The sequence below is a fragment of the Enterovirga rhinocerotis genome, assembly GCF_004363955.1.
GTDB classification, from domain to species: Bacteria; Pseudomonadota; Alphaproteobacteria; order Rhizobiales; family Beijerinckiaceae; genus Enterovirga; species Enterovirga rhinocerotis.
Genome location: NZ_SNZR01000011.1, coordinates 1,476,941 through 1,502,829, shown reverse-complemented (window position 1 = coordinate 1,502,829; position 25,889 = coordinate 1,476,941). Strand labels below are relative to the sequence as shown.

At 67.8% G+C, this 25,889-nt stretch carries 28 protein-coding genes and 1 tRNA gene; 10 read left to right on the top strand and 19 right to left on the bottom strand.

Annotated elements, in window-relative coordinates:
• Window positions 1-90 precede the first annotated feature (90 nt).
• The 3 genes from ugpB to EV668_RS07780 form a co-directional block, all read right to left on the bottom strand.
• Window positions 91-1,404 carry a sn-glycerol-3-phosphate ABC transporter substrate-binding protein UgpB gene (gene ugpB, locus EV668_RS07790; protein ID WP_133769206.1) on the bottom strand — a complete coding sequence of 438 codons (1,314 nt, stop codon included), beginning with the start codon at window positions 1,402-1,404 and terminating at the stop codon, window positions 91-93.
• Window positions 1,405-1,526: 122 nt separating this feature from the next.
• Window positions 1,527-2,738: an NAD(P)/FAD-dependent oxidoreductase gene (locus tag EV668_RS07785; RefSeq protein ID WP_133769205.1), complete on the bottom strand. Its 1,212-nt coding sequence runs from the start codon at window positions 2,736-2,738 to the stop codon at window positions 1,527-1,529.
• On the bottom strand, window positions 2,735-3,445 hold the full coding sequence (locus EV668_RS07780; RefSeq protein WP_342636821.1) for a sulfate transporter family protein: 711 nt from the start codon (window positions 3,443-3,445) through the stop codon (window positions 2,735-2,737). Before EV668_RS07780 ends, EV668_RS07785 begins: the two co-directional genes overlap by 4 nt.
• A gap of 54 nt (window positions 3,446-3,499) precedes the next feature.
• Here EV668_RS07780 and EV668_RS07775 point away from each other — a divergent pair, with 54 nt between their 5' ends.
• Window positions 3,500-4,768: a flavin monoamine oxidase family protein gene (locus tag EV668_RS07775; protein WP_133769204.1), complete on the top strand. Its 1,269-nt coding sequence runs from the start codon at window positions 3,500-3,502 to the stop codon at window positions 4,766-4,768.
• A 94-nt stretch (window positions 4,769-4,862) separates the two neighbouring features.
• On the top strand, window positions 4,863-5,447 hold the full coding sequence (locus tag EV668_RS07770; protein WP_133769203.1) for a DUF4337 domain-containing protein: 585 nt from the start codon (window positions 4,863-4,865) through the stop codon (window positions 5,445-5,447).
• Window positions 5,448-5,549: 102 nt separating this feature from the next.
• On the opposite strand, the gene mazG is transcribed toward EV668_RS07770, so the two are convergent.
• The 10 genes from mazG to EV668_RS07720 form a co-directional block, all read right to left on the bottom strand.
• Complete coding sequence (gene mazG / locus EV668_RS07765; RefSeq protein WP_133769202.1) at window positions 5,550-6,422, bottom strand: nucleoside triphosphate pyrophosphohydrolase; 873 nt, start codon at window positions 6,420-6,422, stop codon at window positions 5,550-5,552.
• Window positions 6,423-6,497: 75 nt separating this feature from the next.
• Window positions 6,498-7,187 carry a TerC family protein gene (locus EV668_RS07760; protein ID WP_133769201.1) on the bottom strand — a complete coding sequence of 230 codons (690 nt, stop codon included), beginning with the start codon at window positions 7,185-7,187 and terminating at the stop codon, window positions 6,498-6,500.
• Between the two features lie 197 nt (window positions 7,188-7,384).
• Entirely contained in the window at window positions 7,385-8,182 is a 798-nt protein-coding gene (locus tag EV668_RS07755; RefSeq protein WP_133769200.1) for an MBL fold metallo-hydrolase, read from the bottom strand.
• Window positions 8,179-8,991 (bottom strand): TatD family hydrolase, encoded by an 813-nt coding sequence (locus tag EV668_RS07750; protein WP_133769199.1) that lies wholly within the window; start codon window positions 8,989-8,991, stop codon window positions 8,179-8,181. The genes EV668_RS07755 and EV668_RS07750 overlap by 4 nt, the downstream gene beginning before the upstream one ends.
• Window positions 8,992-8,999: 8 nt before the next feature.
• Window positions 9,000-10,547 carry a methionine--tRNA ligase gene (gene metG, locus EV668_RS07745; protein ID WP_133769198.1) on the bottom strand — a complete coding sequence of 516 codons (1,548 nt, stop codon included), beginning with the start codon at window positions 10,545-10,547 and terminating at the stop codon, window positions 9,000-9,002.
• 28 nt (window positions 10,548-10,575) lie between these two features.
• Complete coding sequence (locus EV668_RS07740) at window positions 10,576-11,598, bottom strand: DNA polymerase III subunit delta' (RefSeq protein ID WP_133769197.1); 1,023 nt, start codon at window positions 11,596-11,598, stop codon at window positions 10,576-10,578.
• 1 nt (window position 11,599) lies between these two features.
• Window positions 11,600-12,277 (bottom strand): dTMP kinase, encoded by a 678-nt coding sequence (tmk, locus tag EV668_RS07735; protein ID WP_133769196.1) that lies wholly within the window; start codon window positions 12,275-12,277, stop codon window positions 11,600-11,602.
• A 50-nt stretch (window positions 12,278-12,327) separates the two neighbouring features.
• Window positions 12,328-13,320, bottom strand: coding sequence for a septal ring lytic transglycosylase RlpA family protein (locus tag EV668_RS07730; protein WP_133769195.1), 993 nt, complete (start codon window positions 13,318-13,320; stop codon window positions 12,328-12,330).
• Window positions 13,321-13,606: 286 nt separating this feature from the next.
• Window positions 13,607-13,918, bottom strand: coding sequence for a ribbon-helix-helix domain-containing protein (locus EV668_RS07725; RefSeq protein WP_133769194.1), 312 nt, complete (start codon window positions 13,916-13,918; stop codon window positions 13,607-13,609).
• Window positions 13,902-14,543 carry a ParA family protein gene (locus tag EV668_RS07720; protein ID WP_133769193.1) on the bottom strand — a complete coding sequence of 214 codons (642 nt, stop codon included), beginning with the start codon at window positions 14,541-14,543 and terminating at the stop codon, window positions 13,902-13,904. The genes EV668_RS07725 and EV668_RS07720 overlap by 17 nt, the downstream gene beginning before the upstream one ends.
• A 357-nt stretch (window positions 14,544-14,900) precedes the next feature.
• Here EV668_RS07720 and EV668_RS07715 point away from each other — a divergent pair.
• The 3 genes from EV668_RS07715 to EV668_RS07705 all read left to right on the top strand — a co-directional run bounded on the left by EV668_RS07715 (window position 14,901) and on the right by EV668_RS07705 (window position 17,255).
• Window positions 14,901-14,990, top strand: a tRNA-Ser gene (locus EV668_RS07715).
• Window positions 14,991-15,135: 145 nt separating this feature from the next.
• Complete coding sequence (locus EV668_RS07710; RefSeq protein WP_133769192.1) at window positions 15,136-16,059, top strand: tyrosine-type recombinase/integrase; 924 nt, start codon at window positions 15,136-15,138, stop codon at window positions 16,057-16,059.
• 341 nt (window positions 16,060-16,400) lie between these two features.
• Window positions 16,401-17,255, top strand: a complete 855-nt coding sequence (locus tag EV668_RS07705) for an exonuclease domain-containing protein (protein ID WP_133769191.1) — start codon at window positions 16,401-16,403, stop codon at window positions 17,253-17,255.
• A gap of 21 nt (window positions 17,256-17,276) precedes the next feature.
• Here the strand turns inward: EV668_RS07705 and EV668_RS07700 are convergent, their stop codons facing one another.
• The 6 genes from EV668_RS07700 to EV668_RS07675 form a co-directional block, all read right to left on the bottom strand.
• The gene (locus tag EV668_RS07700) at window positions 17,277-17,648 is read right to left on the bottom strand and encodes a hypothetical protein (RefSeq protein ID WP_133769190.1); all 372 of its coding nucleotides are present in this window, start codon (window positions 17,646-17,648) and stop codon (window positions 17,277-17,279) included.
• 104 nt (window positions 17,649-17,752) lie between these two features.
• Entirely contained in the window at window positions 17,753-18,181 is a 429-nt protein-coding gene (locus tag EV668_RS07695) for a hypothetical protein (RefSeq protein ID WP_133769189.1), read from the bottom strand.
• 199 nt (window positions 18,182-18,380) lie between these two features.
• Window positions 18,381-18,905, bottom strand: coding sequence for a hypothetical protein (locus tag EV668_RS07690; protein ID WP_133769188.1), 525 nt, complete (start codon window positions 18,903-18,905; stop codon window positions 18,381-18,383).
• 405 nt (window positions 18,906-19,310) lie between these two features.
• Complete coding sequence (locus EV668_RS07685) at window positions 19,311-20,552, bottom strand: class I SAM-dependent methyltransferase (protein ID WP_133770058.1); 1,242 nt, start codon at window positions 20,550-20,552, stop codon at window positions 19,311-19,313.
• On the bottom strand, window positions 20,552-21,355 hold the full coding sequence (locus tag EV668_RS07680) for a DUF1365 domain-containing protein (RefSeq protein WP_133769187.1): 804 nt from the start codon (window positions 21,353-21,355) through the stop codon (window positions 20,552-20,554). Before EV668_RS07680 ends, EV668_RS07685 begins: the two co-directional genes overlap by 1 nt.
• Window positions 21,352-22,692: an NAD(P)/FAD-dependent oxidoreductase gene (locus tag EV668_RS07675; RefSeq protein WP_133769186.1), complete on the bottom strand. Its 1,341-nt coding sequence runs from the start codon at window positions 22,690-22,692 to the stop codon at window positions 21,352-21,354. Before EV668_RS07675 ends, EV668_RS07680 begins: the two co-directional genes overlap by 4 nt.
• A gap of 149 nt (window positions 22,693-22,841) precedes the next feature.
• Between EV668_RS07675 and EV668_RS07670 the strand changes: the two genes are divergently transcribed.
• From EV668_RS07670 to EV668_RS07650, 5 genes are read left to right on the top strand one after another with little or no spacing between them, the layout of a single operon-like run.
• On the top strand, window positions 22,842-23,456 hold the full coding sequence (locus EV668_RS07670; protein WP_133769185.1) for a hypothetical protein: 615 nt from the start codon (window positions 22,842-22,844) through the stop codon (window positions 23,454-23,456).
• Window positions 23,453-23,824, top strand: coding sequence for a DUF2147 domain-containing protein (locus EV668_RS07665; RefSeq protein ID WP_133769184.1), 372 nt, complete (start codon window positions 23,453-23,455; stop codon window positions 23,822-23,824). Before EV668_RS07670 ends, EV668_RS07665 begins: the two co-directional genes overlap by 4 nt.
• Before the next feature lie 59 nt (window positions 23,825-23,883).
• Window positions 23,884-24,474, top strand: coding sequence for a sigma-70 family RNA polymerase sigma factor (locus EV668_RS07660; RefSeq protein ID WP_245512920.1), 591 nt, complete (start codon window positions 23,884-23,886; stop codon window positions 24,472-24,474).
• Window positions 24,471-25,097 carry a ChrR family anti-sigma-E factor gene (locus EV668_RS07655; RefSeq protein ID WP_133769183.1) on the top strand — a complete coding sequence of 209 codons (627 nt, stop codon included), beginning with the start codon at window positions 24,471-24,473 and terminating at the stop codon, window positions 25,095-25,097. Before EV668_RS07660 ends, EV668_RS07655 begins: the two co-directional genes overlap by 4 nt.
• Window positions 25,094-25,888, top strand: a complete 795-nt coding sequence (locus EV668_RS07650) for a DUF1295 domain-containing protein (RefSeq protein WP_133769182.1) — start codon at window positions 25,094-25,096, stop codon at window positions 25,886-25,888. The genes EV668_RS07655 and EV668_RS07650 overlap by 4 nt, the downstream gene beginning before the upstream one ends.
• The last annotated feature ends 1 nt before the right edge of the window (window position 25,889 follow it).

Here is a 25,889-nt window from a genome sequence, read left to right as displayed (position 1 = left end):
GAAGGGGCCAGGAGCCGAACCCCTCATCCGTCACGGCTTCGCCGTGCCACCTTCTCCCGCAAGGGGAGAAGGGAAGGCCGCAGCCCTCTCTCACCGGCCGGCCGTGCGCTCGAACTGGCGCAGGAGCGCGTTGCCGCGCGTGACGGCTGCGTCGAGCGCCGCCTTCGGGGTCTTCTGCCCGGCCAGCGCCGCTTCGAGCTCCTCCGACCACATGTCGCGCAGCTGCACCATGTTGCCGAGGCGCAGGCCGCGGGAATTCTCGGTCGGCTCCTTGCCGGTCAATTCGATGAGGGCGGTCTGGAACGACGGGTTCTTCTCGTAGAAGCCCGAGGCCTTCACCTTCTCGTAGGCGGCGCGGGTGATCGGCAGATAGCCCGATTCCTGGTGCAGCTTCGCCTGGCGGTCGGTGTTCGAGAGGAAGGCGAAGAACTTCGCGATGCCCTTGTATTCCGCCGCCGACTTGCCGCCCATGACCCAGAGCGAGGCCCCGCCGATGATCGAGTTCTGCGGCGCGCCCTGGACCTCGGGGTAATAGGGCATCGGCACCGCCGCCCAGTCGAACTTCGCGTTGCCCTTCACGTTTCCGTAGAAGCCGGACGAGGTCAGGAAGATCGGGCATTCGCCGGAGGTGAAGCGGCCCTCGCCGGAATTTGTGCGGCCGGAATAGTCGTAGACCTTCTGCTTCTGGAGCTCGACGAGGTTCTCGAGGTGCTTGACCTGCGTCGGGCCGTTGAACTGCAGCACCGTGTCGAAGCCGTCGAGGCCGTTGGCCTTGGTCGAGAGCGGCAGGTTGTGCCAGGCCGAGAACTGCTCGATATGCGCCCAGGTCGCCCAGGCATTCGAGAAGCCACAGGTCGCGTGGCCCGCCGCCTTGAGCTTCTTGGCCGCCTCAAACACCTCGGGCCAGGTCTTGGGCGGCTGGTCGGCGTTGAGGCCGGCCTTCTTCAGCGCGTCCTTGTTGATCCACATGACCATGGAGGACGAGTTGAAGGGGAACGAGAGCATCTCGCCCTTCGCCGTCGAATAATAGCCGGTGATGGCGGGGAGATAGGCCTTCGGGTCGAAGGCTTCGCCGGCCTCGGCCATGAGCTGGTAGACCGGCTTCACCGCGCCGCGCGCCGACATCATGGTCGCGGTGCCGACCTCGAAGACCTGCAGGATGTGCGGCGCGTTGCCGGCCCGGAAGGCGGCGATGCCGGCATTCATCGCGTCGGGGTAGCTGCCCTTGTAGCTGGGGACGACCTTGTAGTCGGTCTGGGAGGCGTTGAACTCCTGGGCGAGCTTGACCACGACCTCGTTGTTGCCGCCGGTCATGGCGTGCCACCATTGAATCTCGGTCTGCGCGGACGCCGTACCGGCATAGCCGAGGGCCGCCGCAAACGCGGCAATCCGGGTCAGTCGCATCTGAATACTCCCTGCCGGACGGGGGGTCCGTTGCGACCCGTCTCTTTGCCGGCTCTCACGATGGATGGATGACGTTTCCGTGACAAGGGCGTGACGGACGCGCCGCCCGGCCACCGCCCCTCTCAGATGACGTTGCGCTCGACCAAAGGACGATGCGCCGCGATGCGCGCGTGTCCGAGATCCGACAGATCGAGCGTCCGGAAGCGTCCGTGGACGATCAGTTCCGCGATCCCGCGGCCGATCCCCGGGGAATGCTGCAGGCCGTGGCCCGAGAAGCCGTTGCACAGATGAAGGTTCGCCAGTCCGCCGGCGGGGCCGACGATGGCGTTGTGGTCGAGGAGGTTCATGTCGTAGGGCCCGGTCCAGGCCCGGCCCGGCCTGATCTCGGCGAGGGCCGGGATGCGGTCCGCGAGCGCGGGCCAGACGAGATCCTCGAAGAGGGGCCAGTCGATCTCCTGGCTCGCCGGATCGTCGTCCCGCCAATCGGGGTCGTCGTCGGCCGGCGGCGACCAGCCGCCGATGAAGGTCTGCCCGGCGGGTCCCGGACGCCCTTCGGGCCGCATCCAGACCCCGGTCGTGTCGATGAGGAGGGGGCAGCCGGCGAGTTCGCTCCGGCAGGTGAAGGCGAAGACCGAGCGGCGCTTCGCCTGGACCGGGATCGCGATCCCCGCCATCGCGGCGAGGGCGGGGCCGCCGGAGCCCGCGCAATTGACGAGCGTGCCGCAGCCGATCCAGCCGCCGTCGCGGAGACGGACCGCCTCGACCCGGCCGCCCGAGAGGCGCAGCTCGACGACCTCGTCCGCGACGTAGTCGGCGCCCTGCCGGCGCGCCGAGCCGCGGAGGATCTGGAGCAGAGCCCAGCCGTCGAACCAGCCCTCGCCGGAGAGGCCGAACGAGCCGAGGCGCAGATCGTCTGTCCGGAGCCAGGGGAACCGCTCCGCGAGGGCATCGGGGTCGAGCAGCGCGATCTCCGCGCCGTCCGCCTGCTGGACGGTGTGGTTCGCGCGAAGGGCCGCAGTACCCTCCTCACCGGCGGCGAGATAGAGATAGCCGCCTTCGTGCAGCCCGATCGCGGGCGGGTCGTCGGCGAGCGGAAGGAAGCGGCCCGGCTCGCGCAGGAAGGCGACGCCGAAGAGCGAGAGCCGGACGTTGACGGGCTGCGAATATTGCTGGCGCACCGACGCCGCCGAAAGGGCGGAGGCCGCGAGCCGGTAGGTCGGATCCTTCTCGACGACGAGGACTCGGCCCGAGAAGGCCGGATCGGCGAGGAGATGGGCCGCGACGGAGGATCCCGTCGCCCCTCCGCCCGCGACGACGACGTCGTAGGTCCTCACGGGGAGGGGCCGGCGATCGCCCGGCCGGGGGCGATCCGCTTGTGGACATGGACCATCAGGGCGATCCCGAAGATCGGGGTGAGGAGGTTCAGCACCGGCACCAGCATCAGCCCCGCGAGCACCGCGCCCGCCGACATCACCCGGAAGCGGTTGGCCCGCCGCAGGGCGGTCGCCTCGGCGGCGGGGCGGAAGCGGGCGGCGGCCATCTCGAAATACTCCCGGCCGAGCAGATAGGTGTTCACCGCGAAGAAGGCGGCGATGTTGACGAAGGGGATGAAGATCAGCGTCAGCGCCGCGAGGTTGAGCAGCAGCGCGAGCCCGGCGAAACGCAGGCCGTAGAGCACCGAGGCCATCACCGTCTGCGGCTCGCCGGGACGATCGTGCGGGAAGTCCGTGCGCTCGACGATCGCGGCCGCGTCGTCGACGAAGAAGCCGCCGACGAAGGCCAAGACCGGGGGCAGCAGGAAGACGAGCAGGACGACGAGGCCGGCCCCGCCGAGAAAATAGACGAAGCCGTCGACCAGGGGATAGTCGCGGCTGATCGGATAGGTGCGCAGGACCCATTCGAGCAGCTTCGTCAGCAGCCCCCAGAGGCCGATGAGGAGGACGATCGTCAGGCCGAGCGAGCGCAGCACCATCCGCCTGAGCGGAGGCGACATCACCTGACGGATGGCGGCGAAAACGGGTCCGAGAATCATCGCGAACATGTTTAAGGCTTCCCGCGCCCGCCGGAAGCGCGGCTTTTTGCCGAGAGACCTGTCGTGATCGAGCTTCGACCCGTCGCCTCGCCTCGCCTTGCGCCGGTCGCGGACGAGGTCGAGGTCGCGATCGTCGGTGCGGGGGCTGCCGGCATCGCCGCTGCGCGCCGCTGCCGTGAGCTTGGTCTGACCTGCGCCGTGCTCGAGGCGCGCGACCGCGTCGGGGGGAGGGCGGTCACGGTCCCGATCGCCGGGCAGCCGATCGACCTCGGCGCCCATTGGCTCCATGCCGGCGACGTCAATCCGCTGGTCGCGCTCGGGCTCGCACAAGGCGAGGACCTGACGAAGGCTGAGCCGGCGAGCCATCTCGTCGTCGACGGGCGGATCGCCGGACCAGACGACCGGGCGGCCTGGGGCAGGGCGTTCGAAACCGTCGATGCCGCGATCACCGCCGCGGCGGAATCCGGGCCGGATCGCAGCCTCGGGGAGGTGTTCCCGCCCATCGGCGTGTGGCGGGAGCCGATGATGGCGACCTTCGCGCTCATCAGCGGGCGCCCCCTCTCGGAGGTCAGCACGCAGGATTTTCCGAGCGACGAGTTCGGCAACAACTGGTTCGTCGCAGGCGGCTATGGAGCCTATCTGGCGCGTCTCGCCGAAGGCCTGCCGATCGCGCTCGGCACGCCCGTCCGCCGAATCGACCGGACGGGGAGGGTGGTCGCGCTGGAGACCGACCGGGGGCGCGTCGTCGCCGATCGCGTCATCGTGACCGTGCCGGTTCCGGTTCTCGCCGCCGGCGCCATCGACATCGTGCCGGCGCTGCCGCCGGACGTGACGGATGCACTCTGCGGGTTCCTGCCCGGCACCTACGAGCATGTCGTCCTGAACTGGCCCGGCTCCCCGTTTCAGGAGCCGGACCGCCTGGTGAAGGTCGTCTCTCCCGGTGCCAGCTTCGGGATGATGAGCCGCCTCGAAGGCAGCGCGCTCCATTACCTGGAACTCGATCACGCGACCGCGGCGGGCCGCGACCGCGGGGACCTCGCCGATTTCGCTCGATCCTGGCTCGCCGCGCAGTTCGGTGAGAGAGCGGCGCGGGACCTCGACATTCCCTGCGTCACCGATTGGGTCGGCGATCCCTGGTCGCGCTGCGCATGGGCGGTCGTCCCGCCCGGACGGGCGAGCGACCGCCTCACCCTGTCGCGCCCGGTCGACGACCGGCTGCTCATCGTCGGCGAAGCGTCCTCGAAGCGCATGTGGGGGACGGTCGGCGGCGCCTGGGAGGAAGGTGCGCGCGCCGTGGATCGCTGGGCGACGGACCTCAGGCCACGCGTCTAACGGATAAGATCCGGCCCTCGCGGACGCCACGCGGCCGCCGCAATCCTAGGTGCATCCCGGCCGCACGGCGCCAGCGCCGTTTGGGGGACATCGCATGTCTGGTGGGCACGGAGGTCATGGTGCGCTCGAGGGGACGAACAAGTCGATCGCCCTTCTCATTTCCGTCTTGGCTTTGATGCTCGCGCTCTCCGAGACGGCGGGGAAGAGCGCTCAGACCAGCGCGCTCGGCGACAATATCGACGCGTCGAACCTGTGGGCCTTCTTCCAGGCCAAGACGATCCGCATGACGGTGGTGCGGACGGCGGCCGAGGCGGCCGAACTCCAGCGCTCCACGCCGACCGTGTCCATGGCCAGCACGGGCGGCCCGGCGATCGGCAAGCAGATCGACGCCTGGAAGGCGACGGCCCAGCGCTGGGACAGCGAGCCCGAGACGGGGGAGGGGCGCAAGGAGCTCGCGGCGCGGGCGAAAGCCGCAGAGGAGCGCGCCAAGACCAATCTCGCCAAGTACCATCATTTCGAGGTGGCCTCGGCGGCCTACCAGATCGCGATCGTGCTCGCTTCGGCGATGCTGATCACAGGCGTCGCCGCGCTGGCCTGGCTCGCCGGCGGGCTCGGCGTCTTCGGCCTCGTCATGACCGGGATCGCGCTCTTCGCCCCCCATGCGGTGCATCTGTTCTGAGCGCCATCGTCCGTGACGGGCCGCTCGTGGGGCCTCTCGCAGCACGGCTCTGACGGAGGTCCGGCCGTGCCTTGAGGACAGGGCGGCCGGCGAGACCTCGGCCTACGCGTCCCGGCGCGCCTTCTCCGCGCGCTTGGCGTCGTCCCAGAGGCGATCCATTTCGGAGAGATCGGAGGTCGCAGGCGTCCGGCCGTCCCGCGCGAGCGCCGCCTCGACCGACCGGAAGCGGCGCTCGAACTTCGCGTTCGTCGCCGCGAGGGCCGCCTCGGGATCGATGTCGAGCTGCCGGCCGAGATTGGCCACCGTAAAGATGAGGTCGCCGAGTTCCTCCGCCATCTCGTCGGGGCGTGCGGCGAGAACGGCCTCGCGCAGTTCGGCGAGTTCCTCCTCGATCTTGTCGATGACGGAGACCGCATCCGGCCAGGTGAAGCCGACGCCGGCGGCGCGGCGGGTCAGTTTCTCGGCGCGGGTGAGGGCGGGCAGGGCGCGCGTGACGCCGTCGAGGATGCTGGCCGGTGCGTCGGGAGCCTCGCCCCGGGCCGCCAGCCGCTTGCGGCGCTCCGCCTTCTCGGCCTGCTTGATCCGGTCCCAGAGCTGCTTGACCTCGTCCGGCGTGAGGTCCCGCGTGTCGCCGAAGACGTGAGGGTGGCGCCGGATGAGCTTGGCGGTGATGGCCGCGACGACGCCGCCGAAATCGAAGGCGCCGCGCTCCTCGGCCATCCGCGCGTGGAAGACGACCTGGAGGAGAAGATCGCCGAGTTCGTCGCGAAGGTCCTCGAGGTCGCCGCGCTCGATCGCGTCCGCCACCTCGTAGGCTTCTTCGATCGTGTAGGGCGCGATCGTCTCGAAGGTCTGGTCGAGATCCCAGGGGCATCCGGTCCGCGGCGTCCGGAGCGCGGCCATGATGCGAAGGAGGACGTCGATCTCGCGCGAGGGCGCGAGATCGGGGTCGGGCTTGGCGGAGATGTCGGTCATCGGCTCGGGCGAGGGTAGGGGGCTTCCCCTGCCCTCGCCGCTGCGGTGCCGGCGGTCAATGCTCGGCCGCGGCCCTTACTTGGCCGTTCCGAACCATCCCTTGAGCATGGACAGATGCTCCGGCCACTGGTCGACGGCGCCGTCGAGCAGCATCTTCAGGGCCACGTAGAAGATGATGACGAGGCCGATATAGGCGATCCAGCGGTACTTGTTCAGCAGGCGCGCGACGAAGGTCGCGGCAAATCCCATCAAGGCGATGGACAGCGCGAGGCCGACGATCAGGACCGTGGGATGGTCCATCGCGGCGCCGGCGACGGCGAGCACGTTGTCGAGCGACATCGACACGTCCGCGATGACGATCTGCCAAGCCGCCTGGGCGAAGGTCTTGCGGGGCGCGGCCGGTCCCTGGGCGACGTCGCCGTCCTGGTCGAGGTCCTCGCCCGTGAGGGCTTCCTCGGCCTCATGCTCGGCCGCATGGGAGACGCTGAGCTCCCGGTACATCTTCCAGCAGACCCAGAGAAGCAGCAGGCCGCCGGCGATCAGAAGGATCGGCCCGATCTGGAGGAGCCACTGGGTGATGAGGGCGAAGCCGATGCGCATCACCGTCGCGGCGATGATGCCGATCAGAATGGCCTTCTTGCGCTGTTCGGCCGGCAGTCCCGCCGCAGCCAGGCCGATGACGATCGCGTTGTCTCCGGCCAGCACGAGGTCGATGGCTATGACCTGCAGAAGTGCGATGAAGCCCGTATAAGTGAAGATCTCCATGCGCCCGTCTCCCGTCCGCCGCTTGCGGCCACTCGTCGCCCAGGCGACGTAGTGCCGCAAGAGGAGGGCCACAAGTCGCACCGGGCGGGCAGGGCGGACGAAAGTGCGCGCGCCGTGCCGTTTTCCCCCAGAACTTGGATCGCATAAGATATATTATGGAACCAAACCAGCTGCGGACGGGCCTCGCGGCATGAATCTCAGGCCGCTTCGATCCGCATCCCGTCGAAAGCCGGCACGACGCCGTCCGGCAACCGGGCCGAGAGCGCCTCGTAATCGAGGTCGGTGTGCAGGTTCGTGAGCACGGCCCGCCGCGGCCTCACCTCGGCGATCAGTGCGAGCGCGTCCTCGACCGAGAAATGGGTCGGATGCGGGGTCTCGCGAAGCGCGTCGATGATGAGAAGGTCGAGGCCGTGGAGCCGCTCGACGCTGTCCGCCGGCATGGCGCTCACGTCGCTCGCATAGGCGATGTCCCCGAAGCGGAAGCCGAGCGCGTTGATGTCGCCATGGACCATCTCGAACGGCTCGGCCTCGATCGGGCCGCCCGGACCGTCGACGCCGAAGACCCGGCCGGCTTCGATCCGGATCTCGTCCACCAGCGGCGGATAGAGGCTGCCGGGCGGCGAGCGGAAGCAATAGCCGAAGCGGACGTTGAGCACCCGGCTGGTGCGCTCGTCCGCGTAGATTCGGATGCGCTTGCGCATATGGATGACGAGCGGGCGCAGGTCGTCGAGGCCGTGGATATGGTCGGCGTGGTCGTGGGTGATGAGCACGCCGTCGAGACGCGAGACGCCGGCGTCGAGCAGTTGCTCGCGGAGGTCGGGCGAGGTGTCGACGAGGACCGTCGTCGTGCCGTCGGGCCCGGTCTTCTCGACGAGCAGGGAGCAGCGGCGGCGGCGATTGCGCGGGTCGGTCGGATCGCACGCGCCCCAGCCCATGCCGACGCGGGGCACGCCGCCGGAGGAGCCGCAGCCGAGGATCGTGACCGCGAGGCTCATGCCGCCGAGCGGGCCGCAGCGGCCTCGACGAAGGGCCGGGCCTTCGTGAAGAGCCGCAGGAAATTCGCCGTCGTCAGCGCCGCGGCCTCGGCCGGCGTCACGCCGATCGTCTCGGCCAGAACCTTCGCGGTTTCCGCGACATAAGCCGGCTCGTTGGTCCGGCCGCGATGCGGCACGGGCGCGAGATAGGGCGCGTCCGTCTCGACGAGGAGGCGCTCGCGCGGGGCGATCTCGGCCGCGATACGGCGCAGTTCGGTCGAGCCGCGGAAGGTCAGGATGCCCGAGAAGGAGAGGTAGAACCCAAGCTCGATCCCGGCCCGGGCGAGGGCCTCCGTCGAGGAGAAGCAATGGAGGACGGCGTCGAACCGCCCTCGCCCGTGCTCCTCCTGCAGGACGCGGATCATGACCTCATCCGCCTCGCGGGCATGGATGACGAGCGGCAGGCCGGTCGCGCGGGCGGCGGCGATATGCGTGCGGAAGACGCGCTCCTGCACGTCGCGCGGGGCACGGTCGTAATGGAAGTCGAGCCCCGCCTCTCCGATCGCGATGCAGCGCGGATGGCGCGACAGCGCCTCGAGCTCCGACGCCGGCACGTCCGGCTCCTCGCCGGCATTGTGCGGATGGGTGCCGACGGTGAACAGGACCTCGGGATGGGCCTCGGCGATGGCCCGGTAGGTCTCGTAGCGGGAGACGTGGGTCGAGATCGTCACCATCCGCCCGACACCGCTCGCCGCCGCGCGGGCGATCAGGTCAGGGACGCGCGGCGCGAGATCCGGGAAATCGAGATGGCAATGGCTGTCGATCAGCATCGCGGCGCTCAGGCGGCCTCCGGCTCGACATAGCGCGGGAAGATGGCGCTCGGCGCGGGCAGCGCCGTCCCGGCCGCGAGCCGGCCCTCCGCACCGACCCGCGCGAAGACGCGATCCTCGGGCGCGACGGCGAGAAGGTCGAGCAGCTTCCCGCTAGCATTCGGGATGAAGGGCTGCGTCATGATCCCGACCTCGCGCAGCACCTCCGCCGTCACCCAGAGGACGGTCGCCATGCGGGCAGGATCCTGTTTTCGCAGGATCCAAGGCTCCTGTGACGCGAAATAGCGGTTCGCCTCCGCCACGACGGACCAGATCTCGGTCAGGACCGTGTGGAGCGCGAAGCTCGCCATCGCCGTGCGGCAGGTCGCGGGCAGGGCGTCGGCGAGCGCCAGCAGGGCCTCGTCGGCTTCGGTCAGGGCGCCGGCTTCAGGCACCCTCCCCTCGCAGTTCTTCGCGACCATGGAGAGCGAGCGCTGCGCGAGATTGCCGAGATCGTTCGCGAGATCGGCATTGATCCGCGTGACGATCGCGTCGTGCGAATAGCTGCCGTCCTGGCCGAACGGCACCTCGCGGAGCATGAAGTACCGGAACTGGTCGGCGCCGTACTGATCGGCGAGCGCGAAGGGGTCGACGACGTTGCCGACCGACTTCGACATCTTCTCCCCGCGGTTGAACAGGAAGCCGTGGGCGAAGACCCGCTTCGGCAGGGCGATCCCCGCCGACATGAGGAAGGCCGGCCAATAGACCGAATGGAAGCGCACGATGTCCTTGCCGATCACGTGCACATCGGCCGGCCAGTAGCGCCAGCGCGGCGCCGCCTCGTCGGGGAAGCCGGCCGCCGTGATGTAGTTCGTGAGCGCGTCGACCCACACATACATCACGTGCTTCGGGTTGCCCGGCACGGGCACGCCCCAATCGAAGGTCGTGCGGGAGATCGAGAGGTCCTTCAAGCCCGAGCGGACGAAGCTCATCACCTCGTTCCGCCGCTCGCGCGGCCCGACGAAATCAGGCTGATCCTCGTAGAGCGCGAGGAGGCGATCCTGATAGGCGGAGAGGCGGAAGAAGTAGCTCTCCTCCTCGACCCACTCGACGGGCGAGCCGAGCGGCTCCCGCCGGACGCCGTCGGGACCCACCGTCGTCTCGGATTCGTCGAAATAGGCCTCCTGCCGGACGGAGTACCAGCCCGAATAGGAGCCGAGATAGATGTCCCCGGCCTCCTCCATCCGCCGCCAGATCGCCTGGCAGGCCGCCGTGTGGCGCGGCTCCGTCGTGCGGATGAAGTCGTCGTAGGAGACGTCGAGCGCGCCCATCATGTCGCGGAAGCGCTGCGAGTTGCGATCAGCGAGGGCCAGCGGGGTCAGCCCCTCGGCATTGGCCGTCTGCTGCATCTTCTGGCCGTGCTCGTCGGTCCCGGTCAGGAAGAAGACGTCCTTGCCGTCGAGCCGCTGGAAGCGCGCGATCGCGTCCGAGGCGAGCGCCGTATAGGCGTGGCCGATATGGGGGGCGCCGTTCGGGTAGAAGATCGGTGTGGTGAGGAAATAGGCCTCACGGGCCATTGGGAACCTGCATGGAAGCGGAGCGGTCTCAGGCCGCCCGGCGGACGGCTTCGGCCAAGTCTCCGAAGGTCGACACGATGAAGGCCCGCCTGTCGAGATTGTAGGTCTCGACGGTCCGCGCGGCCTCGAGGACGTTCTCACACAGCTCCGCCAGGGGTGCAAGGCGAGCGGCGCCCTTGTGGGCACCCTCCCCCACGCGCCGCGAGAGCCAGCGCACGAGCGTGTCGAGCGCCACCGGCAGCTCGTCCCCGGAGCGTCGGTCGGCGAGCTTGTCGGCGAGGCTCATGACGCGGGCGGCGGGCGCCGCGGGCAGGGAATCGAGAAGCGCCGTCAGCTCGTCGATCAGCGCGATGCGCTTCGGGTCCATCAACGTCAGCGCCCGCCCGACAGAGCCCTCGGCCATTCCGATCGCCCGCGCGGCGATGTCGGCCACGGGATCGGTCCCGAGACTTGAGAGCGCGGCGCGCACGTCCTCGTCGGGCAGCGCCGAGAGCGCGAGCTTCCGGCATCGCGACCGGATCGTCGGCAGAAGCCGCTGGGGAGCGTGGCTGACGATCAGGACGAGCGCCCCGGCCGGCGGCTCCTCGATCGTCTTGAGCAGCGCGTTGGCCGCCGCGATGGTGAGGTCCTCGGCCCCGTCGATGATGCAGATGCGGCGTCCGCCATCGGCCGCCGTCGACGAGAAGAAGGCGAGAGCCTTGCGCACGGCCTCGACCGAGATGGTGCGCGCGGCGGCCTTGCCGTCCTCCGCCCCCGCCCGCTCGATCGCGATCAGGTTCGGATGCGACAGGGCCGCGATCTGGCGGGCCGTCCGGCCCTCTGGATCGATTCCGAACCCGTCGTCCTCCGGCCGGCGCTCTCCCGGCGATGCGAGCAGATGGCGCGCGAAACGATAGGCGAGGGTCGCCTTGCCGATCCCCTCGGGGCCGCCGATCAGCCAGGCGTGGTGCAGGCGGCCTGACAGCGCGCCCTCCCCCAGCGCCCGGCGAGCCGCCTGGTGGCCGAAGAGCGCGTGCTGCTCGCGCGGGTGAGCGATGTCCTCGATCGCCACGTCAGGCTCCCTTTCGGCCGCGCGGGACGGAGACCTCGGCCCAGATCGCGTCGCCTACGACGTCGATGGCCTGCGAGCCGTCGACGACCACGCAGCGCCCCGGCGCGGACGCCGCAAGGTCGAGGAAGCCCTGCCGGACGCGCTCGTGGAAGGGCGCGTCCTCGCCCTCGAAGCGGTCGATTCCCTCCCCTCGCCCGCTGCGCCTCAGTCGCGCCCGCTGCGATCCGAGTGCGACCGGCACGTCGATCACGATCGTGAGGTCCGGCCGGATTCCCGCCGTGGCCGCCTCGTCCAGCCGGTCGAGGATACCGGGCTCGAGGCCGCCGGCGAGCCCCTGATAGACCCGCGTGGAATCCGTGAAGCGGTCGCAGAGAACGACCGCGCCCCGCTCCAAGGCCGGCCGGATCACGCGGTCGACATGGTCGGCGCGCGCCGCGGCGAACAGAGCGGATTCGGCGAGCGGCCCCGCCGATTTCGCAAGCCCGGACAGGATGATGGAGCGGATGGCTTCGGCGCGAGGCGAGCCGCCGGGCTCGCGCGTCACGAGGATCTCGCGACCGGTCGCCGCGAGCCGGTTCCGGAGACGGTCGATCTGGGTCGACTTGCCCGCGCCTTCTCCCCCCTCGAACGTGACGAAGAAGCCGCGTGCCGGCGGCGGGGAAGGAGGCGCGAGCGACATCGCTCCTCCTTATCGGCAACGAACCCCGCGGCTCAACCGGCAGCGTCGGTTCAGCGGGCGCCGCGAAGGTCGGGACGCCGGGGCGGCAGCCGGCTCGCCGGCTCGTCCCGCAATTCGAGCCCTGCCGTCTTAGCCGAACGTGTGCCCGTCGGGCCGGCGGCATGAGCCCGCGCGGCGCTCGCCCGGAGCGCGTTTCCGGCCTCGTGCCGAAGCGGCTCGCCGCGCGCGGCGAGCTGGACGCGGGCTCCGCCTTCCGCCGTCGGGGGCGTCGGGCGGGCCTGCGATCCGGGCTGGGAGGATGCCAGGCGGCCGGGCTCGGCCTTCGCGATGTCGCGCATCGCCCGTTCGCCCTGCGCGACAGCCGGAGGATCGCGCTGCGCGATCATGATCGGCTGCGTCGGCGTGCCGATATTCGCCGGCGCCCCGTTCGTGGTCAGGGATGCGAGGAGCTTGCGGTCGTCGCTTCCGGTCAGCGAGGCGCGTCCGACATACTGGACCCGGACGCGGCTCGTTCCGCGCCGATGGAAGCCGAGGGCATGCGCCGCCCGTTCGGACAGGTCGATGATCCGGCTGCGTTCATAGGGGCCGCGATCGTTCACCCGCACGATCATGGAGCGCTGGTTCTCGGTGTTGGTGACGCGCACATAGCTCGGCAAGGGCAGGGTCGGATGGGCGGCGGCGATCGATTCCCGATCGAAGATCTCGCCATTCGCCGTCAGGCGGCCGTGGAAGGCCGATCCGTACCAGGACGCCGAGCCCACCCGGTCGTAGCCTCTGCCGGGATGCGGGGTGTAGGTCCGCCCGGCGACCACATAGGGCTTGCCGACCATGTCCCGCCCTCCCCCCTTGGGAACCGGCTGACCCTCCGCGATGACCCGCGGGCTCGAGGCGACGCCGTATTTCAGTTCGCTCGGGTGCTTGCCGGAGACGGCCTGTCGGCCCGCGGAGCAATTCGCGACGCCGAGGCTGAGCAGCACGACACCCGCCGGAGCGAGCCATCGCTGAAAGCGCGTCCGTTGCGCCGCGGCCGCCCCGTCGGCCATCCGCGTCGTCCTATCGCGATCCGTGTGCATCTGTATCCGCGCGGCCATGCCGGCGGCCCTTCCGCCGTCCCCTTCGGGACCAAAGCTCAAACTTGCCCGCCGGCCTTAAGAATTCCTTGAGCCCCGGATGGCGGCAACCGACCCGGCATCGCGAAGTAATGGAGCTATCCCAGTCTGTTGAGATACTGAGCTAAGAATTGACACGAGGCCGACCGAGGAGGCGCCTGAACATGAAAGCGCCGCCATCGCAACAGGATGGCGGCGCATCTGAAGGTTCGGGTTTAGCTTAACGGTCCTTTGCCAGCTGGTCGATCGAGAGCGCTCCTCGCGCCTTGAAGAGGAGATCGAGGGCCTCGAGCATCAGCTGGTGGATCTTCGTCCGCTCCGTATAGGCGATGTCGCGGAGCTGATCGTGGACGGGCGGTTCGAGATAGACGGAGAGCTGTTTCGCCCGCTGCTTGAGCGTTCCGCGCGGATTGGCGCCGGGCGTCGCGGCATGCGGGCTGATCGGAACGATGTCGGCCGATTGCTGCCGTGCGGGGACCGGGGATGCGGCCGCGACGATAGAGGCGAGACTGAGTTTAGGCGGCTTTGACATTCGTCGCGACTCCCTGCGTCCGCTTCGCGATCCAGCTCCAGAGCCCCCGGATTTCCTGGGCCGCCATGCCGGTCGGATTATATTCGGTGACGCCCTGGCCGAGGCCGAGCGCATCCTGGTGGTCGTTCCGCATGACGACGTTGACGTCGGGAAGGACGCCGAGGACGGCGAGGCCGTCGGCCGCATCGCGCACGCGGTAGCTGCGGGGCGGGGTCTGGTTCAGGACGAAGGCGAACTTCTTCTCGAGCCGGTAGATGGCCGCGAGGGTCGGCTTGAAGGCGCGAAGGTCGGCCGGAGTCGGCCGGCACGGCACGACGCAGAGATCGGCGGCACGGATCGCCGCGAGGCTCCCCGGGCTGTCGACACCGGGCGTGTCGATGAAGACGTAGTCGAAATCGGAGGCGCGCAGCCGGGTCATGATGTCGTCGAGCTGTGTCGCGTCGATCTGCGCCACTTCCGGCGTGTCGACCCGGCGGTGCTCGGCCCAATCGGAGACGGTGGCCTGGCGGTCCATTTCGAGGATGCAGACGGATTGCCCGGCCTGCTGGGCGGCGACGGCAAGCGATATGCAGAGGGTGCTCTTACCGCTTCCGCCCTTCTGGGTCACGAACGCGATCGCTTTCATCGACGTTCCTCTTCTAGGGGTGACATGGCGGAACCGGCTTCGCCGCTCCGGTGCCGGCATCTCGGGAATCACACGATCCTTTGACACCAGGACCGGACCAGGAGCGGCCAATATGGTTAACGTTGCGTTAAATCGGGCTGCCGGCGGTTAACGGAACCGGACCGGGGCGACGATGGGACCGTTAACGCCGGCGTCGACGGCCCGGATCGTCGGCCCGGGATCCTGTCGTCCTGTCGTCCCCCGATACCGTGAGACCCGGATCACACACGGGGCCGATCATCGCCGCCGCGAAGGCGCCGGACCGCTTGCCGGTGCGGTCCGACGGTGGCAACAGTCCGACGGTGTCCGGCCTCGTCCGGAAGGGTGGCCGAGTGGTTTAAGGCAGCGGTCTTGAAAACCGCCGTGGGGGCAACTCCACCGTGGGTTCGAATCCCACCCCTTCCGCCAGCGACTTGTTTTTCCACGTTCGCCACCGTCCAAAAATCTCCCTGAAAACAGTATCTTCGGCGCATAGTTCGGTTGCGAATGTGCGCGAGGGTCCGCTGCAATCTACGCGAAGTGCGGGGGTAAATGTGGGGGGTATGGCGGAGACATGGCCCGCGTTCTGAACAAGCTGAACGATCGAGCCGTCAAATCGGCAGCGGGACCGGGCCGACTCGCAGACGGCGGTGGCCTCCATCTCGTGATCGATGCGAGCGGCGCTCGGCGCTGGCTGTTTCGGTATCGGCTACGCAGCCGGGAGCGCGAGGCCGGATTCGGCGGCTATCCAGCTGTGGGCCTCGCCGATGCCCGCCGGCGCCGCGACGAGGCGCGCGCGCTTCTGGCTGCCGGCGGCGACCCTATTGAGGCGAAGCGGAAGGCCGAGGCTGAGGCGCGGCCCTCCGTCACATTCGGCGACTTCGCTGACGAGCTCGTGCCGACACTCGCTGCCGGCTTTCGGAACGAGAAGCGCGCCGCACAGTGGACGTCGACGTTGAAGGCCTATGCGGCGTCCCTGAGATCGAAGCCCATCGCTGAGGTCTCGACCGACGACGTGCTCGACGTGCTGAAACCGATCTGGTCGACGAAGAGCGAGACCGCTTCGCGGGTCCGCGGCCGAATCGAGCGGATCCTCGACGCGGCGAAGGCGAAGGGGCTTCGTTCGGGCGAAAACCCGGCCCGGTGGCGCGGGCATCTCGATCAGCGCCTCCCGCGCCGGAAGAAGCTCCAGCGCGGGCATCATCGCGCCCTCCCCTATCCGGACGTTCCGGCCTTCTTGGTTGCGCTCCGGACACGCACAGGCGTCGCGGCCCGCGCCCTCGAATTCCCGATCCTCACCGCCGCGAGGACAAGCGAGGTGACGGAACTGCCTTGGTCAGAAGTGGACCTCGAGGGGAAGGTGTGGACCGTCCCGGCCGAGCGCATGAAGCGCGAGCAGCAAGAGATTCCTGCTCGGTCCTTTTCGCTTCGATCCTGTCAGACTGCGCGATCTGCCGTCATACCGCGTAGAACGCAACGGCCGCAGCGGCGAGGGTGAAGAGACCGCCGACTGAGGTTTGATAACGGTTGAACCAGAATTCGAGGCAAACGGGCTGAAGAGGCGACGAAGGCTTGTCGCTTGGCGACGTCGGATTCGGAGGCAGAAGCGCGTCGGGGACGGGGCAGACCCAAGGCGGAAGCGAGTTGAGCACGAACGCTATCGCGATCGCAAACAGCATCGAAAAGAACAAGGGCTGCCACTTGGTCATTCACGCCGCTCTCTGGCCCGGCGGCATGATGGACGATCATTCCGACGTTCGGAAGGCGGCAGCCCTCGTTGCATCTTGCGGCGCGCTCATACCTCTGTAACGTCTCCTGAAAAATCGGGAGGGGCGGCGCGTGGACTTCATTTCGGTGGATGTCGAGACCGCCAACGCCGACATGGCAAGCATCTGCGCGATCGGCCTTTGCCGTTTCGCAGCCGGTCAGATGGTCGGCGCGATGCATTTTCTCGTCGATCCGCAGGACCGGTTCGATATGCTGAATGTCGGCATTCACGGGATCCGGCCCGAGATGGTCAAGGGCGCGCCCGCCATGGCCGAGGTCCTGCCGGTGATGTGCCGGGCCCTCGCCGGCAGCGTCGTTATCCACCACACGCATTTCGATCGCGTGGCAATCCAGCGAGCAGCGGAGCGCCATGGAGGGCCGTCACTCGAATGCCGTTGGCTCGACAGCGCCCGGGTGGCTCGGCGGGCTTGGTCGCACGTCGCTCGCAGCGGGTACGGCCTCCGGCCGCTCGCCGATCAGTTCGGCATCGGCTTCGCGCATCACGATGCTCGCGAAGACGCCCGCGCTGCTGGTCTGATCCTCCTCCGGGCAATCTCCGAGACCGGCATGGATCTTGAGGCGTGGTTCACGCGGGTCGAGCAGCCGATCGATCTTGATCGGGCGAACGGACGCGCGGCGACGAACGGGGATCCTGCCGGACCCCTCGCCGCCGAAGCCGTCGTCTTCACCGGGCGGCTCTCGATGCTCCGGATTGACGCCGCCGCGATGGCCGCCGCGGCCGGCTGCGACGTCCACGACGGCGTGACGAGGGAAACGACGATCCTCGTTGTCGGCGATCAGGACATCCGCGTCGTCGGAACGACGGGAAAGAGCTCGAAGCATCGGAAGGCCGAGGCGATGATCGCGAAGGGCTCCACGATCCGGATTATCGGCGAGAGCGACTTCCTGGCGCTCGTCGGCGTGTGAGCGCCGGCGCGTCGAGTGCCGTCACCGCATCTCGATCGAATTCGAGAACAGATGCGTCCAAGGCTCGCCGAACTTTGCGCCAGCTTGTGCTGACACGGCACTGGTCACGGTGATCTCGATCGTGAAGCGACACGAGGCCGAGGCGAGCTTGTCCTCGCCCTTGCACGGGCCAATCAGCTTCTCGGCGATCTCGTCGGATGTGGTGGGCCCGAGGGATGAAGCCTCGATCCGGATCGATCTCGAGCCTCTGCCGATGAGGCAGCGGAAATGGCCCCTCACGGTATCGGCGCATTGCGCGCCCTGAAAAACGATCGTTCTGCCGATGAAGGGACGGGGGGCAGCTGCCACCTTTGCAGCGTCAGCAAAATCTGCCGCGGCTGACCCCGTCAGCATTGCGAGAGTCAGGGGGCCTGCCAATTGGACTGCCCGAGCGGCGCGCCGTAGCGTCGCTTTCATCCGCCTCGCCCCGACACCGCCTCGCTCCGACACGAGCCGCATCAGACGGTCATCGTTCCGGCTGCCGATCTGCTATAGGCGCCGACGAAGGTCCCCAGCAGGTCACCTGCAACGGACGCCGCCTCTTTCGCCATATGTTTTGCGCCTTCCTCTGCCGCGGACGTCGCAATATCCGTCGCGGTGTCCTTTACGCGCTGGCCTATGGTCTTCTCAGGCTCAGACGGCGACTTCGTCCCGAGCACTGCCCAGCCCGGCGCGGCAAGCGCGACCATCAGAAAGTCACTGCCAAAAGTCGCCCCCTGATATCGAATTAATTTCTCATGCATCAGCCAATTCACGAGACCAGAGAACGCAACGAGGTCCTTCTGCTCATCGCCTAGCGACAAGCCGGTGCTGGATCTTACATGCTTCACCCCGATGTTAATGGGGCTCGGCCAGTTTACCTGAACCTCATTCAGGATGTAGACCATCCAAGCATTACCAACTTCATTGTTGGTGGGATCAGTATGGTCCGACATAGCCGTTAGTCGAGTTCCTACTCCACCGATCCGATCTGCCGACGCAATAGGATGGCAGGCTTGGCGGCCTTGGACCGAGGACGTCACTCGCCCGTAGGGCGCGGCGTCTCGTGCATCCTATCTGGCCGCGCACGTCTGTCGAGCTCCTGGCCTATGCAGCGTCGCGCCTCGGCCGCCCGGCCGGGCGGGCGGGATGCAGCCAGGCGTGCAGAGTCAGGGGGTCCCGCAGGGTGCTCCGGCAGAGGAGCCGCATCGCGTGGGGCATGGTGGCCGTGCCCGCCTTGTACGTCGCCCAGGTCGAGGTCCTGATGCCGAGCAGGCCGGCCGCCTCGCTGTTCGAAATCCCGAGGGCGGCCTGCCACGCTGCGATCTCTTCGGCCCCGAACGGCAACTGCTCGCGCGTGATCTGCTCGAGGTGGAAGGCGTCGATCGACAGATCGCCTTCCCCCGCGTCCCAGGTGACGGATGCGCCATGCTCGCCGACCGCAGCGCGCTCGAAGACCTCCCGCCGGTTAAGGGGGGCGAGGATCTCGCCGCCGGTCGCGATCCAGCCGTCGAGGTCCACGGCCTTCCTCTTGCCGCCGTCCGGCCACACGATGTTCCTCCAGGTCACGGTGAGGACCTTTCCGCCGGGAACGGTCTCGACCGCCTGGATTCCGGGAGGCTTGGTGTCCATGCTGCTCTCCTATGCGATCGGGAAGCGGGATTGATGCGGTTCCACTCGGCGCGGATGAGGCCGAGGTTCTCGGCAGCCCACGCCATGGCGGCCTTGCTGGGCACCGTGCCCCGCAACACCGCGAGGCTGGCGAGGTCACCAGCGCCTCGTCGTCGACGTATGGAAGCGGAGCGGCAGGTGGTCGTTGGCGTAGACCCTGATCGAGACCTTGCCGATGGCGAACAGCCTGCCATGACCGTCCCGCTTCCGATGATCGAAATCTAGCCCGGAAATCGGATAGGATCAATTAATACCACCCGCAAATCGGATGGTTTTATCGCGGCGGGTCAATGCCTGCCGGGCATTCTCGCGGTCGGCTCATCCAGCCCCTGGCTCCGCGTGCTCCTCCTGATGCATGCGACGCCTTTACGACAACCGGAGTTCGCTGTGGCGCAACGTCAACAAGCGGACGTTGATTGTCGTGGCTCGAAAACCTGCCTCGCAGTAGCAGAGATAGAACTCCCACAAGCGCCGGAACGGCTCGTCGAAGCCGAGCTTCAGAATCTCGCCCCAGTTCTGCACGAAGCGATGGCGCCATTCGCGCAACGTGAGGGCGTAGCTCGCGCCGAAATCAAAGCGGTCCTCGACGCGGAGGGCCGCCCGCGCCGCCTCCCGTTCGATCGCAGTGACCGAAGGCAAACACCCGCCGGGGAAGATGTGACGTTGAATGAAGTCTGTGCCCCGCTGATACGATTCGAAGAACCGTTCGTCGATCGTGATCGATTGCAGAACGGCCCGGCCGCCCGGCCTGAGCGAGCGTGCCAACGTCCCGAAATAGGATGGCCAATAGGCTCGCCCGACCGCCTCGATCATCTCGATCGATACGATACGGTCGAACTCACCTGCGATGTCGCGGTAGTCCCTGAGCTGTATGTCGACGCGATCGGCCAGCCCCTCCCGTGCGGCGCGCTCGCGCGCGACCGCAAGCTGCGCAGGCGACAGGGTCACGGCCGTGACGCGGCAGCCCTCGCGCGCCAGCCTGGCCGTCAGAGCCCCCCAGCCGCAGCCGATCTCGAGGACGTGCTCGCGGCCGGTTAGACCCAGCATATCGACAATGCGGTCGAGCTTGCGCTGCTGGGCGCTCTCGAGTGTTTCGGCGGATGTGTCGTACAGCGCCGAGGAATAGACCATCTGCTCGTCCAGCCAGCGAGCATAGAAGGCATTGCCGAGGTCGTAATGCGCCATGATGTTCCGGCTGCTGCCCGCGCGCGTATTCGCGTTCAGCAGATGGCGGAAGCGATTGATCATGCGAGCCGGCAGGGCGCCGGAGAAATGCTGGCGCAATGTCGCGGCGTTGCGCGCCAGAAGTTCGATGAGGGCCGTGAGGTCGGGCGTGTCGATGTCGCCGTCGCGATACGCCTCGGCGAGCCCGATGTCGCCGTCCAGCAGGAGGCGCCGCACGGCGCGCCAGCTCTTGAGGATCAGCACGGCCTGAAGCCCGGCGCTGGCGGGGCCCGCAGAAAGATGCTCGCCGCCCGGCGTCACGACGGTCAGTCGGCCGATTGCGACGCAGGACAGGACGCGACGGAGAAGCCAGCGCGACATCGCGCCCTCCCGCCTCGCCGGGGCGACGGAGTCCGCAACGGGATGATCCGTTTCGGGAATCATCATGATCGCCGCGCTCCCTCGGCGGCTGCCGCCACCGTAGCCCCGAGGCTCACCGACCGCTTCGGAGGCGCTGGGTGGGGCCAGAACGGGATGCGCTTCGCGAGGAGCCGCAGGGCGTGCCAGTGAATGGCCGCGGTGACTTTCAGCGTCACGAGAGGATGGCTCACGAGAAGCCGCAGAAGCGCTGAATCGCTCAACGGAGCGCGTTGGCCGTTCAACGACGCGACGATGAGACGGCCCTCGTCGTCATGTCCTTCGATGGACATCGACACACGCTCGCCGGGCGGAACCACGCTGAACCGGTAATTCATCGCCAACCCCATGAAGGGCGAGACGTGAAACGCCTTGCCGACCGTCTGCCGTTGCACGGCAGCGTCGGGCGCGGCCGGCGCCACATAGGTGTGGATCTCGCCGAAGGTATTGTGCACCTCGTAGACCGTCGCGTGGAGCGAGCCGTCCGGTCGGTGGCAGAAATAGGTGCTGATTGGATTGAAGGCGTAGCCGAGGACGCGCGGCATGGTCAGGAGACGGATCGGGCCGCCCTCGCAGTCGATCCCGGAATCCGCGAGGATTGCCTCGATCTGCGGCTTAAGTGGCCGCCCGGTGCGGTCGCCGTAATCCGCGTCTCGGAAGCTGTAGAGATTGAACCGGCTCCGCGAGAAGAAGCGCAGTCCGGACGCCAGCTCGTCGATCTCGTCGAGATCGAGCAGCGTCCAATAGACCCGGTATGCCAGGGAATGAGGCCTCGGGCGGAAGCGATGGTGCTTCACCCTTCCGACATAGAGGGCGGAATGGCCGCTCATGCCGCCTGCTCCAGCGGCACGGCCACCGGGATACGGCCGGATTCGACGGCGACGTTCCACGGTCGCCGGACATTGCCGAGCGCTTCCGCGACGGCAAGGCCCGATTGCAAGCCATCCTCGTGGAAGCCCGCGCCGAAATAGGCACCGCAGAACCAGCTCCGCCTTGCGCCCTGCAGCGACCAAAGGTCCGCCTGAGCCGACAACGCGGCGGCATCGAATAACGGGTGCTGGTAGCTCTCTTCCCGGATGACGACATCGTCCCGGAGATCGGCGGGCGGGTTGAGGGTGACGAACACGCTCCGGTCGTCGTCGAGCCCCTGAAGGCGGTTCATCCAATAGGTCACGGGACACGGCTCGTCGGGGCGGTTCCGATGACCGATGTGGTTCCAGCTGGCCCAGGCTCGGCGCCGGCGGGGCATCAGCGCGGCATCCCGATGCAGCACGGCACGATTGCGGCTGTACCGGAAGGCGCCGAGCAGACGCGCTTCCCGGGGGCTTGCATCGCCCAACATCGCCAGCGCGTCATCGGCATGCGTTGCGAAGACCACAGCATCGAAGCGCTCGCTCCAACCGTCGCCCTGGAGGACGACCTCGCCAGGATCGCGTCGGACCCGACGGACGGGGGCGGCGACCCGCCTCTCGCCTGCGAAGGCGGAAGCCAGACGCTCGACATAGGTCCGACTGCCACCGACGATGGTCCGCCAGACGGGCCGGTTCGTCAATTGCAGAAGCCCGTGGTTGTGATGGAACTGGAGGAACGCCTGGGCCGGATAGGAGAGGATTTCGGAACATGGAGCGGACCAGATCGCGGCTGCCATCGGCAGCAGGTGATCGTCGCGAAACGCCGGCCCGAAATTGCCCGCGTCGAGATAATCTCCAAGCGACGCGGAGGCCGTGCCGGCCCCAGCCGCATCCTTCGTTGCCGAGCGATAGAAGCGCGCGATGTCCTGCAGCATCGACCAGAAGCGCGGGCTGACGAGGTTCCGGCGCTGCGCGAAGAGGCCCGAGATGCTGGTTCCGCTGTACTCGAGCTGACCGCCGTCGAGCGACACCGCAAACGACATCTCGGTCGGTCGCGTCTCGACGCCGAGATGCTCCATCAGGGCGACAAAATTCGGATAGGTCGCCTCGTTATAGACGATGAAGCCGGTATCGACCGCGATCTTCGCGCCATCGCCACCCGAGACATCGACCGTGTTGGCATGTCCGCCGAGGCGTTGGGCAGCCTCGAACAGCACGACGTCATGAGCCTTACCGAGAAGCCAAGCCGCCGAGAGACCGGAAATCCCGCCGCCGATCACGGCGATCCTCTGTCTCGCACCAAGCCCTGACTGCACGCCGCGCTCTCCGTTCGATCCGGAGGGATATACGAGGCGGCCTCGACGCTGGATTTGTGGGCTCCATCAAAAACGCGGTCGAGGGTGAGCCGAAGCCGCGCGAGACTCGTAGGAGGCTTGGGAGACGACGGCTTCGGAGGACAGGAGCGATGGATTCGATCCGACGCTGGATGGCGGCGCTCAAGGACTACACCGTGAACAGCGATCCGCGCGCGGAAATCGCCGCCAAGGTCGCGCTCATCGTGGCCTTCAACCAGCCCTTCTATCCCCTCTATTTCCGCTGGGCCGTCTCCCCTGCCGTCTTGCCGTCCTTGGTGACGTTCCTCTCGACGCCCTTCTTCGCGATCGTGCCGACCGTGATGAAGCGCAGCACGCTGCTCGGACGCGTCGTCCTGCTGGTGGCCGGCATTGGCAACACCGTCCTTTGTCTCGTCGTGTTCGGTCCGCAATCCGGGGTCGGGGTCTTCCTTTTCCCCTGCCTCATGCTGAGCGTACTGCTCTTCCGACGCCGGGAGCGCATCGGCTTCGCCTTCGCGGCCGTCGCTTTCGCGGTCCATGTCCTGTCGGATAGCGCCTTCCCGGCACCGCTCCATGCCTACACGGAGCAGGAATACGCGGCCCTGCGGCGGCTGAACTTCCTCAGTGCGGCCGGCCTGACCGTCATGATCTCGCTCCTCTTCGCGAACGCAAGCGAACACGACGAGGAGATCCGCGAGGCTCGTGGCAGCGTAAATCGCCACGACAGTGAGGAGACGAGATCATGACGAAGCGTCGATCGGTCCTCGTGATCGCCGGCATGCTGGCCGCCTCGACCGCGACGGCGGCCGGGATCGAGGGCACCTGGATGCGGGGAGACGGCAATGCGCGCGTCCTCATCGCACCCTGCGGCGACAAGGTCTGCGCGAGCAACCTGTGGGTGAAGGATACAAGCTCGGGTGAAGCCGTCGGCGACAGGCTGGTGATGACCCTCTCGCGCGGGGCCGACGGAACCTTCTCGGGCTTCGCCTTCGATCAGAAGCGAAATCTCTCCTATTCGATAACAATTCGGGCGAGCGATGGCGCGCTCCAATCCCGCGGCTGCATTCTCGGAAAGATGGTGTGCCGGGACGTCAGTTGGCGAGCCATTCGATGATGCGTGCTGATCCAACTGCGTCGGGGCTCCGTATCTAGGCTATGGTTGCGGCGCTCGCCTTGACCCGCACGGAGATGGCGGGGGCGCATGGAGGCCGGGTCGTCGCCTTGTTCGATCCCAATGCACTGATCGATGCGATCGCGCGCTCGGGCGACCGGGATGCGTTCGCGAAGCTGTTCGACCATTTTGCGCCCCGCTTGAAAGGGCTGCTCTTGAGGAGTGGAGCGCCGCCGGAACTCGCCGAGGAGGTGGCGCAGGAAACCATGCTGACCGTTTGGCGAAAGGCTTCCCTGTTCGATCCGGCGAAGGCGAGCGCCGCGACCTGGATCGCCAGCATCGCCCGCAATCGGCGGATCGACATCGCTCGTCGCGATACGCGCCTGCGATTGTCTCAGGTCTATGAGATCCTGGACGAGGACGAGCCCGAGCGGCCTGACGACCTGCTGTACGGCGCCGAGCGCGACGCCCTGGTCCGATCGGCCGTCAGCGAACTCTCCGTGGATCAATTGCGGGTCGTCGAACTCGCGTTTCTGCAGGGTTGCAGCCACCAGGAGGTTGCGAGCCGTCTCTCGATCCCCCTCGGAACCGTCAAATCCCGCCTGCGCCTCGCCATGGCGCATCTGCGAGGAAGGCTGGAGGATCTGCGATGAGCATCGTGCATCGCCCGTCCGACGAGGCTCTCGCGGCCTTTGCAGCCGGCACGCTCGACGAGGGCCTCGCACTCGTCGTCGCGATCCACCTCGAAATCGATCCCGTGAGTCGGCAGCGGCTACGCGATCTCGAAGCCGTGCAAGGAGCGCTTCTCGAAGCGGCGGAGCCCGCCGCGATGAGCGGAACGTTCGGCGTCCTGCCGCTTGCGTCTCGGGGAATTGCGGACAGCGGGAGACCCGCCGCGGCGCCCGAGCGGGGCTTGCCGAGGGTCTTGCGGCCATACGTCATCGGGCCGTGGCGGAAGATCGGGTTCCGCATCGCCATGCGTCGCGTCGATGTGCCCGGCGCGGAGGCACGGGTGTTCATGCTGCGGGCGGCGCCGGGCGTCTCGCTGCCGCACCACAAGCATAGCGGGCTTGAATGGACGACGATCCTGTCGGGCGCTTTCGAGCATGATCACGGCCGGTTCGCGACCGGCGATTTCGATGAGGCGGGCGAGGAGCACGTCCACACGCCGCGCGTCGACCCGGTCGAAGGGTGCACCTGCATCTCCGCCGTCACGGGCGAAGTCCTGTTCCAGGGTTGGCTCGGCCGGATCCTGCAGCCTCTGGTTCGCTTATGACGCTCGTTTCATTCGTAGCCATCGTCCTCTATGCGGGGTTCGCGATGTCTGCGGTGATGGCCTCGGCGACGCTCGTCGAGCGACGCACCGGCAATTCCGGCTGGATCGACGTGATCTGGACCTTCGGCCTCGGCACAACCGGCGCCATCGGCGCGCTCCTGCCTTTCGGAGTCGGTCCGATGTCGCGCCGGATGCTCGTCGCAGCGCTCGCGATCGCCTGGGCCGCGCGGCTCGGCTCGCATGTCGCTCGGCGCACGCGCGGCATCGCCGAGGATCCGCGCTATGCCAGGCTGAAACGCGATTGGGGAGACAGCGCGCGGGCTAAACTCGCCCGTCTGCTGCAGATGCAGGCGCTGGCGAGCTTACCTCTCGCCCTCGGGATCGTGCTCGCGGCGCATAATCCCTCGCCATGGCTCGGCTGGCAGGACCTGATCGGCGTCGCCGTGTTCTTCGCCGGGTTTGCCGGGGGATCTGTCGCGGATGGGCAACTCCGTGCCTTCGCGCGTGCGCGACGGGGCGGGGTCTGTGATCGCGGAGTTTGGGCCTGGTCCCGACACCCGAACTACTTCTTCGAATGCGTCCTGTGGAGTGCCTACGCGTTCATCGCGGTGGCCGCATCCTATCCGTGGGGTTGGCTCGCAATCCTGGCACCGATCTCGATGACGCTCCTGCTGACGCGCATCTCGGGAATTCCGCCTTTGGAGGAGCACATGCTCGCCAAGCACGGGGACGCCTACCGCAGATATCAGCAGCGCACGAGCGCCTTCGTTCCCTTCCCGCCGAAAGGCTGAA

What these genes read in the sequence shown, in the direction of transcription:
- ugpB (WP_133769206.1), bottom strand. Translation starts at nt 1,404, where the DNA reads ATGCGACTGACCCGGATTGCCGCGTTTGCGGCGGCCCTCGGCTATGCC.
- EV668_RS07780 (WP_342636821.1), bottom strand. Translation starts at nt 3,445, where the DNA reads ATGTTCGCGATGATTCTCGGACCCGTTTTCGCCGCCATCCGTCAGGTG.
- EV668_RS07770 (WP_133769203.1), top strand. Translation starts at nt 4,863, where the DNA reads ATGTCTGGTGGGCACGGAGGTCATGGTGCGCTCGAGGGGACGAACAAG.
- mazG (WP_133769202.1), bottom strand. Translation starts at nt 6,422, where the DNA reads ATGACCGACATCTCCGCCAAGCCCGACCCCGATCTCGCGCCCTCGCGC.
- EV668_RS07760 (WP_133769201.1), bottom strand. Translation starts at nt 7,187, where the DNA reads ATGGAGATCTTCACTTATACGGGCTTCATCGCACTTCTGCAGGTCATA.
- EV668_RS07755 (WP_133769200.1), bottom strand. Translation starts at nt 8,182, where the DNA reads ATGAGCCTCGCGGTCACGATCCTCGGCTGCGGCTCCTCCGGCGGCGTG.
- EV668_RS07750 (WP_133769199.1), bottom strand. Translation starts at nt 8,991, where the DNA reads ATGCTGATCGACAGCCATTGCCATCTCGATTTCCCGGATCTCGCGCCG.
- metG (WP_133769198.1), bottom strand. Translation starts at nt 10,547, where the DNA reads ATGGCCCGTGAGGCCTATTTCCTCACCACACCGATCTTCTACCCGAAC.
- tmk (WP_133769196.1), bottom strand. Translation starts at nt 12,277, where the DNA reads ATGTCGCTCGCGCCTCCTTCCCCGCCGCCGGCACGCGGCTTCTTCGTC.
- EV668_RS07730 (WP_133769195.1), bottom strand. Translation starts at nt 13,320, where the DNA reads ATGGCCGACGGGGCGGCCGCGGCGCAACGGACGCGCTTTCAGCGATGG.
- EV668_RS07725 (WP_133769194.1), bottom strand. Translation starts at nt 13,918, where the DNA reads ATGTCAAAGCCGCCTAAACTCAGTCTCGCCTCTATCGTCGCGGCCGCA.
- EV668_RS07720 (WP_133769193.1), bottom strand. Translation starts at nt 14,543, where the DNA reads ATGAAAGCGATCGCGTTCGTGACCCAGAAGGGCGGAAGCGGTAAGAGC.
- EV668_RS07710 (WP_133769192.1), top strand. Translation starts at nt 15,136, where the DNA reads ATGGCCCGCGTTCTGAACAAGCTGAACGATCGAGCCGTCAAATCGGCA.
- EV668_RS07700 (WP_133769190.1), bottom strand. Translation starts at nt 17,648, where the DNA reads ATGCTGACGGGGTCAGCCGCGGCAGATTTTGCTGACGCTGCAAAGGTG.
- EV668_RS07695 (WP_133769189.1), bottom strand. Translation starts at nt 18,181, where the DNA reads ATGGTCTACATCCTGAATGAGGTTCAGGTAAACTGGCCGAGCCCCATT.
- EV668_RS07690 (WP_133769188.1), bottom strand. Translation starts at nt 18,905, where the DNA reads ATGGACACCAAGCCTCCCGGAATCCAGGCGGTCGAGACCGTTCCCGGC.
- EV668_RS07685 (WP_133770058.1), bottom strand. Translation starts at nt 20,552, where the DNA reads ATGATTCCCGAAACGGATCATCCCGTTGCGGACTCCGTCGCCCCGGCG.
- EV668_RS07680 (WP_133769187.1), bottom strand. Translation starts at nt 21,355, where the DNA reads ATGAGCGGCCATTCCGCCCTCTATGTCGGAAGGGTGAAGCACCATCGC.
- EV668_RS07670 (WP_133769185.1), top strand. Translation starts at nt 22,842, where the DNA reads ATGGATTCGATCCGACGCTGGATGGCGGCGCTCAAGGACTACACCGTG.
- EV668_RS07665 (WP_133769184.1), top strand. Translation starts at nt 23,453, where the DNA reads ATGACGAAGCGTCGATCGGTCCTCGTGATCGCCGGCATGCTGGCCGCC.
- EV668_RS07655 (WP_133769183.1), top strand. Translation starts at nt 24,471, where the DNA reads ATGAGCATCGTGCATCGCCCGTCCGACGAGGCTCTCGCGGCCTTTGCA.
- EV668_RS07650 (WP_133769182.1), top strand. Translation starts at nt 25,094, where the DNA reads ATGACGCTCGTTTCATTCGTAGCCATCGTCCTCTATGCGGGGTTCGCG.